13 protein-coding genes and 1 tRNA gene are annotated in these 14,780 nt (G+C 63.3%); 9 read left to right on the forward strand and 5 right to left on the reverse strand.

The window, feature by feature from the left end; genetic code table 11:
• The first annotated feature begins 241 nt into the window (after positions 1-241).
• The 5 genes from KY459_11350 (at position 242) to KY459_11370 (ending at position 4,997) form a co-directional block, all read left to right on the forward strand.
• On the forward strand, positions 242-2,824 hold the full coding sequence (locus KY459_11350; GenBank protein ID MBW3565312.1) for a serine/threonine protein kinase: 2,583 nt from the start codon (positions 242-244) through the stop codon (positions 2,822-2,824).
• A 59-nt stretch (positions 2,825-2,883) separates the two neighbouring features.
• Positions 2,884-2,960: transfer RNA gene (locus tag KY459_11355), tRNA-Arg, on the forward strand.
• 69 nt (positions 2,961-3,029) lie between these two features.
• Positions 3,030-3,266, forward strand: a complete 237-nt coding sequence (locus tag KY459_11360; protein MBW3565313.1) for a hypothetical protein — start codon at positions 3,030-3,032, stop codon at positions 3,264-3,266.
• Positions 3,263-3,652 carry a type II toxin-antitoxin system VapC family toxin gene (locus KY459_11365; protein MBW3565314.1) on the forward strand — a complete coding sequence of 130 codons (390 nt, stop codon included), beginning with the start codon at positions 3,263-3,265 and terminating at the stop codon, positions 3,650-3,652. Before KY459_11360 ends, KY459_11365 begins: the two co-directional genes overlap by 4 nt.
• 640 nt (positions 3,653-4,292) lie before the next feature.
• Entirely contained in the window at positions 4,293-4,997 is a 705-nt protein-coding gene (locus KY459_11370) for a membrane or secreted protein (GenBank protein MBW3565315.1), read from the forward strand.
• 24 nt (positions 4,998-5,021) lie between these two features.
• Here KY459_11370 and KY459_11375 read toward each other — a convergent pair whose 3' ends face one another.
• Together KY459_11375 and KY459_11380 are read right to left on the reverse strand one after the other, a co-directional pair.
• The gene (locus KY459_11375) at positions 5,022-6,086 is read right to left on the reverse strand and encodes a UDP-N-acetylmuramate dehydrogenase (protein MBW3565316.1); all 1,065 of its coding nucleotides are present in this window, start codon (positions 6,084-6,086) and stop codon (positions 5,022-5,024) included.
• Positions 6,087-6,193: 107 nt separating this feature from the next.
• Complete coding sequence (locus KY459_11380) at positions 6,194-6,577, reverse strand: VOC family protein (GenBank protein MBW3565317.1); 384 nt, start codon at positions 6,575-6,577, stop codon at positions 6,194-6,196.
• 102 nt (positions 6,578-6,679) lie between these two features.
• Between KY459_11380 and KY459_11385 the strand changes: the two genes are divergently transcribed.
• Both KY459_11385 and KY459_11390 read left to right on the forward strand, forming a co-directional pair.
• The gene (locus KY459_11385) at positions 6,680-6,955 is read left to right on the forward strand and encodes a DUF4212 domain-containing protein (GenBank protein ID MBW3565318.1); all 276 of its coding nucleotides are present in this window, start codon (positions 6,680-6,682) and stop codon (positions 6,953-6,955) included.
• On the forward strand, positions 6,952-8,598 hold the full coding sequence (locus KY459_11390; protein MBW3565319.1) for a cation acetate symporter: 1,647 nt from the start codon (positions 6,952-6,954) through the stop codon (positions 8,596-8,598). The genes KY459_11385 and KY459_11390 overlap by 4 nt, the downstream gene beginning before the upstream one ends.
• Before the next feature lie 637 nt (positions 8,599-9,235).
• Here the strand turns inward: KY459_11390 and KY459_11395 are convergent.
• The 3 genes from KY459_11395 to tal are packed head-to-tail and all read right to left on the reverse strand — an operon-like array spanning position 9,236 to position 12,739.
• Positions 9,236-10,141 carry an esterase gene (locus tag KY459_11395; GenBank protein MBW3565320.1) on the reverse strand — a complete coding sequence of 302 codons (906 nt, stop codon included), beginning with the start codon at positions 10,139-10,141 and terminating at the stop codon, positions 9,236-9,238.
• On the reverse strand, positions 10,128-11,651 hold the full coding sequence (locus KY459_11400) for a glucose-6-phosphate isomerase (GenBank protein MBW3565321.1): 1,524 nt from the start codon (positions 11,649-11,651) through the stop codon (positions 10,128-10,130). Before KY459_11400 ends, KY459_11395 begins: the two co-directional genes overlap by 14 nt.
• Positions 11,648-12,739: a transaldolase gene (tal, locus tag KY459_11405; protein MBW3565322.1), complete on the reverse strand. Its 1,092-nt coding sequence runs from the start codon at positions 12,737-12,739 to the stop codon at positions 11,648-11,650. The genes KY459_11400 and tal overlap by 4 nt, the downstream gene beginning before the upstream one ends.
• Before the next feature lie 494 nt (positions 12,740-13,233).
• Between tal and KY459_11410 the strand changes: the two genes are divergently transcribed.
• Together KY459_11410 and KY459_11415 are read left to right on the forward strand one after the other, a co-directional pair.
• Positions 13,234-13,938 (forward strand): TVP38/TMEM64 family protein, encoded by a 705-nt coding sequence (locus KY459_11410; protein ID MBW3565323.1) that lies wholly within the window; start codon positions 13,234-13,236, stop codon positions 13,936-13,938.
• 13 nt (positions 13,939-13,951) lie between these two features.
• Positions 13,952-14,704, forward strand: a complete 753-nt coding sequence (locus KY459_11415; protein MBW3565324.1) for an RNA methyltransferase — start codon at positions 13,952-13,954, stop codon at positions 14,702-14,704.
• Positions 14,705-14,780: the final 76 nt, after the last annotated feature.

The raw sequence follows: 14,780 nt of genomic DNA on the forward strand, positions 1-14,780 counted from the left end.
CCCCCGCGGCCGTCGAGGCCAGGCTCCTGCCTGATCTCACGGCGCGCTCCGCGCGCTGCGGGAGGGTGGAATGAGGACGCGCCGCACGAGCGACGCGTCAACGGCCGCGTGGAACGCGGCGGTCCTCTCGGCCTGTCCATCTGAATTGCAAATCACTCATTCCGAGACTGGACCGCCAAGGGTTTCCCGTAGTGCAGGCTTGCAGCCCGCACCGCGGTTGGTACCGTATGATTCGTTCGGTATGGCCGATCACCCGGATGTTGCCAGCTCTGATCCGACGGTTGCGCGGACTTCGGCGCCAGCCTCCGGTGCCTCCGAGCGGTTCTCCCCCGGGGATCTCCTCGATGAACGGTACCGGATCGTGGCGCTTCTCGGCCGGGGCGGAATGGGTGAGGTGTACCGCGCCGAAGACCTCAAGCTCGGCCAGCAGGTCGCGCTGAAGTTTCTGCCGCGCAACACCCTCGGTTCCGCCGCTCTCGAGCGGCTCTATGGCGAAGTACGCCTCGGCCGCCGCGTCTCGCATCCCAACGTCTGCCGTCTTTACGACATCGGCGAGTGGCAGGGCCATCACTTCGTGACGATGGAGTACATCGACGGCGAGGATCTCGCGTCTCTTCTCCGACGGATCGGAAAGCTTCCTCGCGAGAAGGCCATCGAGCTCGCCCGCGACATCTGTGCGGGCCTCGCCGCGGCGCACGGACTCGGGGTGGTCCATCGCGATCTCAAGCCGGCCAATATCATGGTCGACGGCCGCGGAAACGCGATCATCACCGACTTCGGGCTCGCCGCGCTCGCGACGGATCTCGAGGAGCGCGAGGAGCTCGCGGGAACACCCGCGTACATGGCGCCGGAACAGCTCGCCGGACAACCTGCGACCACGAAGACCGATCTCTATGCGCTCGGGCTGGTCCTCTACGAGATGTTCACCGGCCGCCGCCGGTTCGAGGGGCGGTCGGTCGAGGAGATACGAGGACTTCATCGAAGCTCCGACTCGGCGAGCATTTCGCGGGACACGAAATCGATCGATCCGGTCATCCAGCAGGTTGTGATGCGATGCATCGAGCCGAAGCCCGAAGATCGACCGAGCTCGATTCACGCGGTGATCGCGGCACTTCCCGGCGGAGATCCCCTCCAGGCCGCACTCGAGGCAGGCGAGACGCCCTCTCCCGAGATGGTCGCGGCGGCGGGCGCGAGCGGAGAGCTCGCGCCGGTCATCGGGATTCCTCTGCTCGTCCTTGCGATCGGCTTGATCGTGTTCCTCGTACTGGGTGAGTCGCGGTTCGAGATCACGGGAGTCCGGCCGTTCCCCAAACATCCGAGAGTGCTCGAGCATGAGGCAAGGCAGATTCTCGAGGCGACCGGGCATTCGCGCGAGCCTGCGGACAGGATCTGGCTCTTCGTGACCGACGATGATTTCTTCTTCGGCTGGAATGCAGAAAACCCCGACGTCGACGCCGCGACTGTGAATCCCTCTCCGATTCAGTTCGTCTATCGGGAGAGTCCGGAAGAGCTGATGCCGCTCGCCGGCTGGGGTGGCGATCGACGCGCCATTCCTCATGATCCTCCGCACACCGAGCCCGGAATGGCGAGGGTCTACCTCTCTCCGGAGGGGCTTCTCTCGAACCTCGTCGTGGTCCCGTCGGCCGGGATGATCGGACAGGAGGAGCAAGAGGTCGACTGGCGGATGCTGTTCGACCGGGCAGGGCTCGATTTCGATTCAGCCACCGAGATTCCGCTCGATCGGACTGCACCGGTGGATACCGACGAAAAACGTGCGTGGAGAACCTCGTCGACAAACGACCCGACGAACGTCGTGGATGTCGTCGGGGGCTCATTCGCCGGCCGCGCGGTCTGGTTCGAGGTGATTCCCCCATGGCGCGAGACGATCGGGTATGACCGCCGGCCATCCTTTTTCACGGAGTCGAGGATCGGCGACGTGATCGTCACGCTCGCCATCATCACGGTCGTTCTCGTCGGGCTCTGGGTTGCCCGTCGAAATCTGCGACGAGGGCGCGGAGACCGGACCGGAGCGGTTCGGCTTGCCACGACGATCTTCGTTCTCCTGGCTACCTCCTCGATCCTACGCGCGGATCACAGCATCTCGATCACGATAGAGTGGCGATTGATCGTCGATCTGGTCGCGCTGGCGCTGTTTCGCGCCGTGGTGATCGCCGTGATCTACCTCGCCCTCGAACCCTATCTGCGACGGAAGTGGCCGACGCTCCTCGTTTCGTGGAGCAGGCTTCTGGCGAAGAGGTTTACCGACCCGCTGGTCGGGAGAGACGTCTTTCTCGGTACGGTGGCGAGTCTGGTCGCCAGCGGGCTCTACGTCGCAAGCAGGATTCTGCCGGGCGGGCCGTTGGCGATCGAAAGCGGCGGCTACGGATCGACCCTTTCGTCGGCGCGGCAGGCCCTCGCCGTGCTGCTCAATATTTTCGTTTCAAGTGTTCTCCCCACCCTGGTCTTTGCGGCGATCATGGTAGGAATCGCAATCCTTTTCAGGAAGCGCATCTTCGGGATGATCGGGATCTACCTGATGATGATGGTGATCACCCTGGCGGGGGGTTTCGACGGCCCGATTCAGCTCATCGCCTCTCTTCTGATCAATTTCGTAGCGGTGTTGATTCTGGGGCGGCTGGGTCTGCTGGCCACATTCGTCTATTTCAGCGTGGGGGGACTCTTCGCGATTCCGATGACCTTCGACACCTCCCGCTTTTTCTTCGCCACGTCGATGATTCCGGTCGCGTTCATCCTGCTGCTCCTCCTCTACGGGTTCTTCGTCTCACTCGGAAGCCGATCGCTGATCCCCCAGACCGACGCATAGCTCCCGGACGCAACCCACGGGCATAACCCTCCGCCGCCGGGCGTTTCGCTTCCCCGGTTGCGCCCCTAGCTCAATTGGATAGAGCATCAGACTTCGGATCTGAGGGTTGGGGGTTCGAGTCCCTCGGGGCGCGCCAATCCCTCCCCTTCGCCTCGATCATCGAGCAGATGTTGCATTTTGACTGCTAAGAATGCATATTGAATGCATGAGTGTGCAGATTACTATCCGGGACGTACCTGTCGATGTGAAAGATGAGCTCGCGGCCCGAGCCGCAAAACGCGGCTGGTCGATGCAGGAGTACCTTAGGAGCGAGCTCGTGAGAATCGCGACGCGACCAGCGGTCGAGACTGTACTTGCGCGGATCCGCGAGCGAAAAACCGCCACCGGAACGCGGCTCGACACCGAGCGGATCCTCCAGATTCGCGACGACGACCGCCGGTGACCGCGATCGTCGATGCATCGGTTCTCGTCGCAGCGGTATCGGATTCCGGCCCGACGGGCGAGTGGGCCGAGGATGTCGTCGCGGGGCCGCTCATTGCTCCCGACCTTGCTCTGGTGGAAGCTACCAACATTCTCCGACGCTTCGAAATGACCGGGCTGCTCGAGTCGCTGGAGGCATCGGAGGCCGCGCGCGATCTGCTGGATCTGGACATCGAGGTCGTACCCTTCCTCCCGTTCGCAAATCGGATCTGGGATCTTCGGCGATCGCTGACGGCCTACGACGCGTGGTACGTGGCGATCGCCGAGGAGATGGATCTGCCGCTCGCGACACTCGATGGAAAACTCGCGGCGGCAAACGGGCCGACCTGCCGGTTCGTCACGCCCTGATAAGGATTTGAGGATGTAAGGGTTTGAGAATGTAAGTTCTTCAGGATGTTGGAATGTTGTACCGGCCCGGGACGAGCAAACACTCGTCATCCTAGAAGCAACTGGCCGACGCAACGCGCCGGTGAAACGGCAATGAACGCGAGAGCGCCGGAGAAAGGGCGACGTTGGGTCGGCGCTTCGCTGGGCCTGGCTGTACTCACTCTGGAGGTCCCTTCGGTTCCCCCCGCCCCTCACCCCTCAGGGCAGGCTCCTCGCCTGCCCACCCGCAGGTATGCCGAGTCGAGACAATGCGCAAGCTCGCCACCCGCTCGGGACGACGGGGCGGGGAGAGGGGTGGTTTGAGGTTTCAATCCGGCGTGTGGTCCGTCGCAACCTGCAGCATTCGAAACCAGACGTCGGGACCATGCGGTCACGTCACGGATCCCCCCACCCCCGTCGTCCCGAGCGGGTGGTCGGGCGGGAAAGCGAGGAGCCTGCCCTGAGGGGTGATGGGTGGGGGAAACCGAAGGGATCTCTCATGAAAGTACAGTCAGACCAAGCGGAGCGCTGACCGTCAGTTTCGCCCCCGCCAGGCGCCTCATTCCGGCACCCCTTGCCGCGCCGCTCACGTGCGATATCCTGAACTGAACGGAGGTGACACATGATTCATCAGCTCTTTCTCGCGGTACTTTTCACCTTCAACCCCCCCGCCGACCCGGCCGACCTCACCGGTGCATGGCAGTCGGTCGACGATTCGGGAAACATCTCGACGCTCATCATGACCGACGGTCATTTCTCGGTCGCGGTTTACAAAACTGACCCGAACGAGTTCGTCTCGACGCGCGGAGGAAAATGGACGATGGCACGAGAGGGCGTCGCCGAGACAACTTACGAGTACCACACGGCAGATCCGGAGATGGTCGGTACGACACATGAGGTTCCGTTCAGCATCCGCGGGGACGAGCTCATGACCCGGGATGTCCGCTGGACCCGGATCGATGATGGCACGCCCGGCGACCTCGAAGGCGCATGGCTGATCACCGGTCAGAAACGCGACGGGGAGATCAGAACGCGCACCCCAGGCGCGCGCCGCACGATGAAGATCCTATCGGGGACGCGGTTCCAGTGGATCGCGTTCAACGTCGACACGAAGGAGTTCTTCGGTACGGGCGGCGGAACCTACACGACCGAGAACGGCCGCTACGTCGAGAACATCGAGTTCTTTTCGCGCGACAATGCGAGGGCCGGAATGAGCCTCGAGTTCGGCTACGACCTCGTCGACGGCGTCTGGCACCACGAGGGAAAGAGCACCGCGGGCAATCCGATGTACGAGCTGTGGACGCCCCGATCGGTCCTCGGAATCTGATCGAGCCCAACCAGGCGAGGCGCGCTAGTCGAAGCCAATGAAGTTAGGCTCGGGGACGAGCATCACCCCGAATGTCTGGTCGACTTTTTCCCCGATCCGCTCGGCGAGCTCCCTCACCTGCCGGGCGGTTCCGTCACCGCGGTTGACGATCGCGAGTACGTGCTTCGAGGAGAGACCGACGCCGCGGTAGCGCATCCCCTTCTCGAAGCCGGCGTGGTCGATCAGCCACGCGGCCGACAACTTCACCGAGCCGTCGTCGCCCGGAAAGGCGGGGATTCCGGCGTCGTCACCGACGACTGAGCGGGCACGCGCGACGAACCTCTCGTAATCCTCCGGGCTCAGGATCGGATTCGTGAAAAACGAGCCCGCGCTGACCGAATCGGGATCGGCGGGATCGACGACCATCCCCTTTCCTCTTCGAATTCTCAGCACCGTCGAGCGAACGTCCCCCAGCGTCGGCGACTCCCCCGCTTCTCTCTCCAGCTCCGGATAGCGGATCGTCGGTTCCCCGCCCGCGACGAGCGCGTAGCTGACCGATGTGATGGCAAAACGCCCCTTGTCGCGCCCTTTGAACCGGCTGTCGCGATAGCCGAAATCGCACTCCTCGTTCGTGAAGCTGACCGGCTCGAGCGTTTCGACGTCGATCGCGCGAACCTCGACCAGCGTTTCGGAGACTTCCTGTCCGTAGGCGCCGACATTCTGCATCGGCGTCGCCCCGACACAGCCCGGGATGCCCGAAAGGCACTCGAATCCCGCAAAATCTCTTTCGACCGTCTCCGCGACGAGATCGTCCCAGTCGACCCCGGCTCCGGCGATGACGAGCACACGATCATCGACGCGCTCGTAGGAAACTCCGCCGATCGCGATCCTGATGACGAGTCCGTCGAATCCGGCGTCGGAGACGAGCATGTTGGATCCTCCTCCGAGGAGAAGGAACTTCATGTCGTTGTCCCGGGCCCACTGGAGTGCGGCCCGGAGATCCCCTTCGTCGGAAACCTCGACGTAGCGCCGGGCGGGACCACCGATGCGCAGAGTCGTCATCGGAGCGAGAGGAACGTTCTCGCGAATGGTGAATTCGATCGGGTTCATAGCGGTGGTCACGGCGCGGCTGGATGCAAACGGCGTGACGAGGAACGGAAACCTGGAAAGAGAGTGGCCACGTCAGAGATGTCCGACGCGTCCGACTCGCTCCACACTCATTCTTCCTTCTTCGCGTCTTCCCACAGAGCGACGACGCCACCGCTCGGATCCTCGATCATCGCGTATCGTCCCATCTCCCCCATCTGCCTCGGGTCGCTTCTGATCCGGCCACCCCGCTTCTGGCAGGTCTCCAGACTCTCGTCGAGATTCTCGACGACGATGTATGGGAGCCACCCCTTCGGGAGGTCGGCGTTCGCGCCCCTCCGATGACAGACGCCCGCCACTGCCCCGGCCTCCGACTTCATCACGTAATCGGAGTAGTCCCCCATCGAAAGCGCCTCGGGGGTCCACCCGACGACCGACTGGTAGAAGTCGCGGAGACCGTCCGCGTTGTCGACTGTGATGTCCAGCCATCCGATGGTGCCGACTCTCGAGCTCATGACATGGTCCTCCGTTCCCCTCGGATTCTATCGCGCACGTCTGCTGCAGGTCGCGAGCCGCCGGTAAGTGAGATATCCTCCGCCGACCAACGACCACCGCCCATGGACAAGCGAAGGTACTGGAGACTCAACAAGCTTCTGATCGCCGGACTGCTCACCGTCTGGGGAGTGGTCTCGTTCGGCTTCTCGATTCTTTTCGCCGAGCCGCTGTCGCACGCGACGGTCGGCCGGCTTCCGATGAGCTTCTGGTGGGCGCAGCAGGGGGCGATGATCGTTTTCGTCGCGCTCATCTTCATCTACGCGATCGTGATGGACCGGCTCGATGCCCGGCTGGATCGCCCCGTCGAGCCGCCGGCGAACGAGGAGAACGTCCCGTGAGCGTCGAAGTCTGGACGATCTCGCTCGTCGTCATCACCTTCGCGGCCTACCTGTGGCTCGGGTGGTCGAACCGGGTCCGCGACACGCGCGGGTTCTATGTCGCGGGTCAGGGGATTCCGGCGGTATTCAACGGCGCGGCCACCGCTGCCGACTGGATGTCGGCCGCATCGTTCATCTCGATGGCCGGAATGATCTCGTTCATGGGCTTCGATGGGACGGTCTATCTGCTCGGATGGACGGGCGGCTACGTTCTGCTCGCGCTCCTGCTCGCACCGTATCTCCGGAGGTTCGGCAAATTCACGGTGCCGGACTTCGTCGGCGATCGCTACGATTCGGGAACCGCGCGCGTCGTCGCCGCGATCGCCGCGATCTTCATCTCCCTGACGTACGTCGCCGGTCAGATGCGCGGCGTCGGAATCGTCTTCTCCCGTTTTCTGAACGTCGAGATCTGGCTGGGTGTCGTCATCGGCATGACTGTCGTCGCCTTTTTCGCAATCCTCGGAGGAATGAAGGGAATCACCTGGACGCAGGTCGTACAGTACGGCGTGCTCATCGTCGCGTACCTGATTCCCGCGGCGGCGATCGCCTGGCTTCTGACGGGCAATCCGATTCCGCAGCTCTCCTTCACCTTCAGCGACATCGTCCCGCGGCTGAACGACATTCAGGTCGATCTCGGGTTCGCCGAGTACACGCAGCCGTTCACGACACGTTCGCAGATGGACGTCTTCTGCATCACGCTCGCGCTGATGGCCGGGACCGCGGGATTGCCGCACATTCTGATCCGCTTCTACACGGTTCCGAATGTCCGTGCGGCGCGCTATTCCGCGGGATGGGCTCTGCTGTTCATCGCGCTTCTCTACACGACCGCCCCTGCGCTCGCGGCCTTCGCGCGCTACAACCTGATCAATGAGCTCCACGGTGTGCCGATCGAGCAGGCGCGCTCGCTCGACTGGGTGTCGAAGTGGGAGACGACGGGGCTTCTCGGGATCGACGACAAGAATGGCAACGGGATCGTCGAGATGTCGCCCGATCCGGCGACGAGCGAGCTCTCGATCGATCGCGACATCATCGTCCTGTCGACACCGGAGGTGGCGCGGCTCTCGCCCTGGGTGGTCGCGATCGTGGCCGCGGGAGGGCTCGCCGCCGCGCTCTCGACCGCGGCCGGGCTGTTGCTCGTCGTCTCGAGCTCGATCTCCCACGACATCTATGATCGTCTGATCAATCCGGGCGCGAGCGAGGCGCAGCGTCTCCGAGTCGGGCGCATCATGATTTTCGTGGCGATTCTCGTAGCGGGATGGTTCGGGATCAATCCGCCGGGCTTCGTCGCCCAGGTTGTGGCGTTCGCGTTCGGCCTCGCCGCGGCGAGCTTCTTCCCCGTCATTCTCCTCGGGATCTTCGACTCCCGGACGAATCGTGAAGGAGCAATCGCGGGGATGGTCACCGGTCTCGTCTTCACGGGAGGCTACATCGTGATGACACGGTTCTTCGATTTCGAGCCGTTCTTCTTCGGAATCAGTCCGGAGGGGATCGGAACGATCGGAATGGTGATCAATCTGATCGTGACGATCGTCGTATCGAGGCTGACGCCGCCGCCCTCGGAGGAGATCCGGCAGCTGGTCGAGTCGGTGCGCTCGCCGTCTTAGGGAGGCCGGCGTTCTGTCGCCCGCTGAAGCGGGCTCCACATTTTTTAGATGGCACAACTATCCCCCGGCTGAAGCCGGGGGCTAAGGCCTTTCGCCCGCTGACGCGGGCTGATCGGAGAGAACGCTCCTGCCGAGATTCAACCTCGAGCATGGCCGGCGCACCTGTCGCCCGCTGAAGCGGGCTCCACATTTTTTAGATGGCACAACTATCCCCCGGCTGAAGCCGGGGCTAAGGCCTTTCGCCCGCTGACGCGGGCTGATCGGAGAATGAATCCTTCGCGGCCTATGACAGCCCGGAGAGGCCGGCGTACTGTCACCCGCTGCGCGGGCTGATCGAGAGAAAACGTTTTTGCGGAGATCAACCTCGAAGATCGGTCGGCTTTTCGCCCGCTTACGCGGGCTGCGAAAACACGTTTTCAAGCCCGCAGCGCGGGCGACAGAAAGTGCGTCCTGCGTGCAGTCGGATCAGGCTCGCTCGACGCGAACGAAGCCGACAAGCCGCCGAAGGCGGCGTCAGGTCTTAGCCCCCGGCTTCAGCCGGGGACAGGAACGCAACGTCCCACAATGTCGAGCCCGCTTCAGCGGGCGACAGAACGAAACGCCATGGGCTGGCCGTCTCAGCTCGCTGAAATCGGCGCTACCAGACCTTCGCTTCCGGCACCTCTTCGACCGGAGAGGGGATGTCGCTCGTTCGCGATTCAGGCGGATAGAGAAAGGCGAGCGCGTCGGGAAGCCGCGCACCCCAGGCTGGTTCCTCATGACGCGCCGAGGGGTCTTCGACATGACGCAGATCGACTCCCTCGGTCCATCCCTTCGACTCGAGCAGCTTTCGCAGGCGGCGGACGTCGGGGAGCTGGCCCCGCGCTTCCCGCCCCCCCGAATCGATCCAGATCCTCGGGCGCGGATCGATCGGAAGCCGCCGGATCAGTTTCAGGATGTGACGCTTGTCCCACCAGATCGACGGAGACATCGCGAGAACACGACCGAAGACGCCGGGCCAGTGCGCGCCGATGTAGAGCGCGATGAGCCCGCCGAGCGACGAGCCGCCGATGCCGGTCGCTTCCCGCGAGGGATCGGTGCGGAACCACTCGTCGATTCGCGGCTTGATCTCGTCGGCCACCTGCCGGCCGTAGAGTCCTCCGCCGCCGCCCACGCCGTGTTTCGCGTCCCGGGTCGGTGTGTATTCGTCCGCTCTGAATTTTCCCGCGTGGCCGATTCCGATGATGATGGGCGGTCGGATCGTTCCGGCCCACACGAGCGCGTCGACCGTCTCCCCCACCGTCCAGCTTCTCCCGCCGAATGCGATCCGCGAATCGAACAGATTCTGTCCGTCACTCAGATAGAGCGTCGGGTATCGGATCGATTCATCGTCGTCATATCCGGGTGGCAGGTAGACCCACAGATCCCGGACCTGTCCGAGAAACTTCGATCGGAAGCGTGGGCGCTGCAGGAGGCGGCCACCGAGCTCGAGCCCTTCGACTTCCTTCCATCTCCGGTCGGGAAGATGTGCCGGCTGATCCGACCCGTTCTCAGATCGCGGCACGAAGCTCCTCGAGCTGAGCGTGCGTAGTCAGCAGATAGACCACGCGATCTCTCGCTTCCAGCGCCTGGATGTCACCGGCAGCCTGCGCGCGCACGAGCTCGCCGAACGTTCCATCACCACCCGGAATCTCGATGTCCTCCTCGATCTCCGGAACGAAAAAGATGTGCACGCCCCCTTCGCCGCCCCCCTTGTGATACTGCCCGGTCGAGTGGAGATAGCGAGGACCGATGCCGAACGTCGTCGTCGTACCGTTCCGATCGACGATCTCCCGCCGGATCGCCGCGACGATCTCCGCGGTCCGGCTGGAATCTTCCTCCCACGCCAGCAGCGCGACGTAGTTCGCGCTTCGGATTCCCGCGACGATCGCATCGACCGGTGTGAACCGCGCGAGCACCGCGGACGGATCCATCTCGCCGCTCAACATCCGCTTCGCGAGGATTTTCGACTCCTCGACATTCGGCTGATCGAACGGGTTCACGCGAAGCACCGCGCCCGCCACGGCCGTCGCGACTTCCCAGATGACGAACTGGCGGAAGGTCGCAAGATCGTCATCGAGCGGGAGCGTGAATACCGGCTGACCTCCCCGTTCGAGAGATTCGCGGTGGCGGTCAGCACCGATGAGCACGAAGACCCGGTCATCAGAGTAGTTCGCCGGGTCTTCCGCTTCCGGCTCGCCCGCGATCGGAAGGATGCCGCGCCCTTCCTTGCCGGTGCTCTCGGCGACGAGCTGTTCGATCCAGAGAGTGAGCGCAGCCGCGTCTGGGTGAACCCGGAGCGTCATCTCGTTGCGGCCGGTGAGCGCATGACCGGCGAGCCACGAACCGAGATGACCCGCGACATTCCCCTCATGTGCACGCGCGGCGCGAAACTCCTCCTCGGCGGCGTCGAGGATCGCGTCGATGTCGAGTCCCATCAGAGCCGCCGGAACGAGACCGAAGTACGAAAGCACCGAGAATCGCCCGCCGACATCCTCGAAATTGACGAAGACCCGCCGCATCGCTCCGCCCCGCGCACGCTTCTCGAGCGGAGTTCCCGGATCGGTGATCGCGATCATTCGCAGCGCGGGATCAATCCCTTCGGCTTCGAGCAGCCGCGCGAACCACTTCTCGAGAGAGAGCGGCTCGATCGTCGTTCCCGACTTCGATGCAACGACGAAGAGCGTCCTCGCGACATCGATTCGGTCCCGGACCGCTCGAATAGCTCCCGGAACGATGGAATCGAGCGTCAGAACCGCCGGATAGCCTTCCTGCGAACCGATCGTCCGAGCGAGAACTTCGGTCCCCAGGCTCGATCCTCCCATTCCGAGCACGACGACGTGATCGATCTCGGGCGCGACCTCATCGGCAAATGCTTTCAGCTCCGAAGCGGCGCTCCGCATCCGCTCCGGAAGATCGAGCCACCCGAGAAAGGACGCGGCCTCTGCCTGCGCGTCGGGATCGTCGACGAAAATCGAAGCGTCGCGCGCGAAGAGCGCATCGATGATGTCGGCGTATTCTCCGGCCGCGCTCACGCCGCGTCCGCGCGCCGCTTCTCGATCGTCGTCATCAGCGAATCGAACGATTTCGCGAACGACGCGACTCCCTCGATCATCAGCCGATGGGTGATCTCGTCGAGATCGATCCCCAGCTCGGCCAGCTCGGCCAGCTGCCCCCGCGCTTTCTCGAGACCGGTGGTGATCGTCTGTTTCGCCACACCGTGATCCTTGAAGGCTTCGTAGGTCGCGGGAGGAAGCGTGTTGACCGTGTCGGGCCCGATCAGAGCTTCCACGTAGAGGACGTCGCGATAGTCCGGATTTTTCGTGCTCGTGGAAGCCCACAGAGGCCTCTGGACCCGCGCACCGGCTTCTTCGAGCCGCACAAAACGATCGTCGCCGAACTTCTCGAGAAAGTTCCGGTAGGCCACTTTCGCATTCGCGATCGCGATCGTTCCCTTCAGATGAGCAGCACCGCTGACCCCGTCGAGAGCGGCGTCGACCTTCGAGTCGATCCGGCTGACGAAGAAGCTCGCGACCGAAGGAACATGCGGCGATTCACTTGCTTCAACGCGCCTTTCGACGCCTTTAATGTACGCTTCCATGACCTTACTGTACATCTCGTTTGAGAAGATCAGCGTGACGTTCACCGGGATGCCCTCCCCGATCAGAGTCTCGATCGCCGGAATCCCCTCGGGGGTCGCAGGAACCTTAATCATGACGTTCGGCCGGTCGAGCGCGGCGTGGTAGCGGCGCGCTTCCGCCACGGTTCCGGCGGTGTCGTGCGCCAGGCGCGGGCTCACCTCGAGGCTGACGTAGCCGTGCTCGCCGCCGGTCTGCTCCCACATCTCTCGGAAGGCGTCGGCGGCTCCCGCTATGTCCTCCAGGACGATCGCGTCGTAGATCTCCTCGGCCGACCGCCCTTCGCGCGCGAGCTCCTGCAACACACTTTCATACTCTCCCGAGCCGGCAATCGCCTTCTCGAAAATGGTCGGATTCGAGGTCAGCCCACCGAGACCATCCTCGCGGATCATCGTTTCGAGAGTGCCCTCTGTGAGAAGGGATCGGGTCATCTGGTCGTACCAGACGCTCTGTCCGAGCTCGGTCAGCTGCTGGATCGCGTTCATCGGTGCACGCTCCTTTGTTCGGGATTCGAGGATTCGACGGCGACCTCGATTGGCGCCGACATTCTAGATGACAGCGGGAGACGCGAAATCCATGCACATACAGAAAAAGCCCCGGAAGCCTTTGCCTTCCGAGGCCTTTCTGGCGCGTTTTACCGCTGCAAAGGAACATCCGCGCCTCTGCCGGATTCGACCCATCGCGTCGCTTCCAGCCGCTTTCAATCGTTATCATCTGCGATGAAGCATCCGATCGAAAGCAGAGTCAATTTACGCCCTCTCCGGCGGCTTTGCAATAGGTCGAGCTGTCAACATTCACGCCGTTTTCCACACTCGTCCACAGGCTGCCGCACCCGGTTCTGTGCAGTCGCCTCGCGAGTGACCGGCGTGGCTGTGGAAAAGTTTTTTGGGGCCCCAGAAAAAACTTTCATCGTGTATGCTCGCCTGATTCGACGCCGGTCTTTTTTTCCATCCGGCGGTAGTCCTGGGGGACCGGAACGATGACCGAACAGGCAGTGAGCGGCTCACATGGAACCAGGCCGGGAGGCCGGAGAAAGACCGTCGGCGTCATCATCGGAGCGGTCATCCTTATCGGGGTCGCCCTGACGCTCTACAGACTCGGATACATCGATCCGGAGGCGACGACCGCATGGTTGAGAGAGGCGAGCGGCTCGTGGTGGGCGCCGCTGGCATTCATCGGTCTCTACACGATCTTCAACGTCTTCCTGATCCCGGCAACGCTTCTGACGCTGACCGCCGGCGTCATCTGGGGCTGGCTCGTCGGAGGTCTCTGGGTTCTGGCGGCGTCGACGATCGCCTCCTTCGTCCCCTATCTGATTGCGCGCAACGGTGCGGGGTGGATCGAGTCGATCCTGAAAGGGAGAGCGAACGACATCCATGAAAAGCTGCAGAACGAAGGATTCACCACACTGCTGCTGCTCCGTCTGATCCCGATCTTTCCCTACAACGTCCTCAATTACGCATCCGGCCTTGCGGGACTGCGCGTCCGGGACTACGTCCTGGCGACTTTCATCGGCACGATCCCGGGCATCTTCATCTTCACCTATCTCGCCGATTCGATCAGCCAGGGTCTGGTCAGCCCGGGCGAGGCGTTCGTGAAGATCCTGATCGCTGGCGCTCTTCTCGGAGGTCTCGTTCTGGTCACCCGCTTTTTCTCGGCGAAGGTGAAGAAGCGGGTGGAGTAGTTTCGAGGGGCCGTTGCGCGATCCGATCACGAGCAGGCAGAACCAGTGGGTCAGACGATTCCGGGATGCTCTCGAGAACCACGAAGACGAATTCGTCATCGAAGGGAAAAAGCAGGTCGAGGACACCCGCGCTATTGCCGGCGACCCGATCGCGATTCTCGCTTCGCCGAAGGCGGGAGCTCCGCCCGCGGATGCGATCGTGGTTTCCGACGAGATCGCGAAGTGGATCTCGGGGACGCGAACGCCGCAGGGCGTCTTCGCTCTCTTCCGCAAGCCTCGTCACTCGGTCGCGGAGATTCCGCGCAGCGGCCCCGTCGTCGTACTCGACCGCGTGCAGGATCCCGGCAATGTCGGGACCATCGTCCGGCTCTCGGTCGCGTTCGATGCGGCCGGTTTGATTCTCCTTCCCGGCACCGCGAGTCCGTGGGGTCCCAAGGCGCTCCGGGCCGCGGCCGGCGCGGCGGCGCTCCGGTTGCCGATGGTCGCGATGGATCTGGCGGCGCTCGAGGCGGAAGTCGCATCCCGGCCGGCGCGCCTTCTCGCCGCCGATCCCGAAGGGGGCGCGATGCCCGCGCCCGGCGGCGCGCAGGATTTCATCGTCTTCGGCAGCGAAGGCGCGGGACTGTCGGACGGCATCGCCCGTATCGCGACGCGCTTCTCGATCCCGTTCTCGCGGAACGTCGAATCGCTCAACGTCGCGAGCGCCGCGGCCATTGTGCTCTCGCGCCTCTGGGAGAGGGGCGGAAGAGTGAAGAGTGAAGAGTGAAGAGTGAAGAGTGAAGAGTGAAGAGTGAAGAGTGAAGAGTGAAGAGTGAAGAGAGAAGAGTGAAGAGTGAAGAGTG

This window comes from Acidobacteriota bacterium (assembly GCA_019347945.1).
In the GTDB taxonomy this organism is placed as follows: domain Bacteria; phylum Acidobacteriota; class Thermoanaerobaculia; order Gp7-AA8; family JAHWKK01; genus JAHWKK01.

Excerpts from the sequence above, each read along its gene's own strand:
- KY459_11350 (MBW3565312.1), top strand. The coding sequence starts at position 242 with ATGGCCGATCACCCGGATGTTGCCAGCTCTGATCCGACGGTTGCGCGG.
- KY459_11360 (MBW3565313.1), top strand. The coding sequence starts at position 3,030 with ATGAGTGTGCAGATTACTATCCGGGACGTACCTGTCGATGTGAAAGAT.
- KY459_11370 (MBW3565315.1), top strand. The coding sequence starts at position 4,293 with ATGATTCATCAGCTCTTTCTCGCGGTACTTTTCACCTTCAACCCCCCC.
- KY459_11375 (MBW3565316.1), bottom strand. The coding sequence starts at position 6,086 with ATGAACCCGATCGAATTCACCATTCGCGAGAACGTTCCTCTCGCTCCG.
- KY459_11380 (MBW3565317.1), bottom strand. The coding sequence starts at position 6,577 with ATGAGCTCGAGAGTCGGCACCATCGGATGGCTGGACATCACAGTCGAC.
- KY459_11385 (MBW3565318.1), top strand. The coding sequence starts at position 6,680 with ATGGACAAGCGAAGGTACTGGAGACTCAACAAGCTTCTGATCGCCGGA.
- tal (MBW3565322.1), bottom strand. The coding sequence starts at position 12,739 with ATGAACGCGATCCAGCAGCTGACCGAGCTCGGACAGAGCGTCTGGTAC.
- KY459_11410 (MBW3565323.1), top strand. The coding sequence starts at position 13,234 with ATGACCGAACAGGCAGTGAGCGGCTCACATGGAACCAGGCCGGGAGGC.